Genomic DNA, 835 nt, shown 5'->3' with positions numbered 1-835 from the left:
CGCGGCGCCGCCGGAGGGCGGGCTGCGCGTGACGATGGACGCCGCACCGGGCGGCATCAGCCTGCGTGCCGTGCCCACGCCGCAGGGCGCGGCGCCGCCAGCGGCGTTCCTGCCGGCGGCGCCGTAGCAGCGCGCGCCGGTGCTTCAGGCCGCCTTGCCGTCCGCCGGGCAGGTGCGCAGGCCCAGGAGCCCATAGGCCGGGCAGAAGCGGAACACGCCGGTCGCCAGCGGCACCAGGCCGACCAGGCCCCACCAGCCCAGCGGGCCGAACACGCCCAGCGCCAGGATCACCAGCCCCACGGCGATGCGCAGCATCCGGTCGAGGCCACCCACGTTGCAACTCATCTCGCCACTCCCTTGCCGGGGACCGGGGAAGCCCGGCCTCGCGCCTGTCCTCGCACCTACGGGGCGGCGTGTCGGTGATGAAGTCACGGCGCGGCAGTGCCGTCCTTGATCCGCAGCAAGCCGGCGGGATCGAGCGGCGTGACCGCGCCGCGCTCGGTGCACACTAGCCCGGCCCTGGCGAAGGCCGCGAGGCGGCGTCTGACCACCTCGCGCAACGTGCCGATGCCCGAGGCGATCTCCGGCTGCGTCGCCGGCACCGTGCCCGGCGCGCGGTCCAGCAGATCGGCGGCGAGGCGCGCATCGACGCTGCGGACGGACAGGTGCTCGATCCGTCCCATCAGCGCGCCGAGCTGCGCGGCGAAGCCGGCACGGGCGAAGCCGCGGCAGGTGTCGCCCGGGCGGAACAGCGTGGCACCGGCGCGGACGCGCAGCGGCAGGGCGCCGACGGCGATGCGCGCGCGGGTGGCGGCGTCCAGCGTGGCGGGAAGCG

General features: G+C 76.8%; 2 protein-coding genes. Both read right to left on the bottom strand.

The window, feature by feature from the left end:
• Positions 1-144: 144 nt before the first annotated feature.
• On the bottom strand, positions 145-345 hold the full coding sequence (locus HW578_RS27205; protein ID WP_198373807.1) for a YgaP family membrane protein: 201 nt from the start codon (positions 343-345) through the stop codon (positions 145-147).
• An 83-nt stretch (positions 346-428) separates the two neighbouring features.
• Positions 429-835 (bottom strand): helix-turn-helix domain-containing protein (locus HW578_RS27200; RefSeq protein WP_198373806.1); only part of this gene is annotated, 407 nt, incomplete at its 5' end.

The sequence above is a fragment of the Roseomonas rosulenta genome (assembly GCF_016106005.1).
GTDB classification, from domain to species: Bacteria; Pseudomonadota; Alphaproteobacteria; order Acetobacterales; family Acetobacteraceae; genus Neoroseomonas; species Neoroseomonas rosulenta.
Note: the sequence above shows the minus strand (reverse complement) of the source record. Positions and strands in the feature narration are given on the sequence as shown.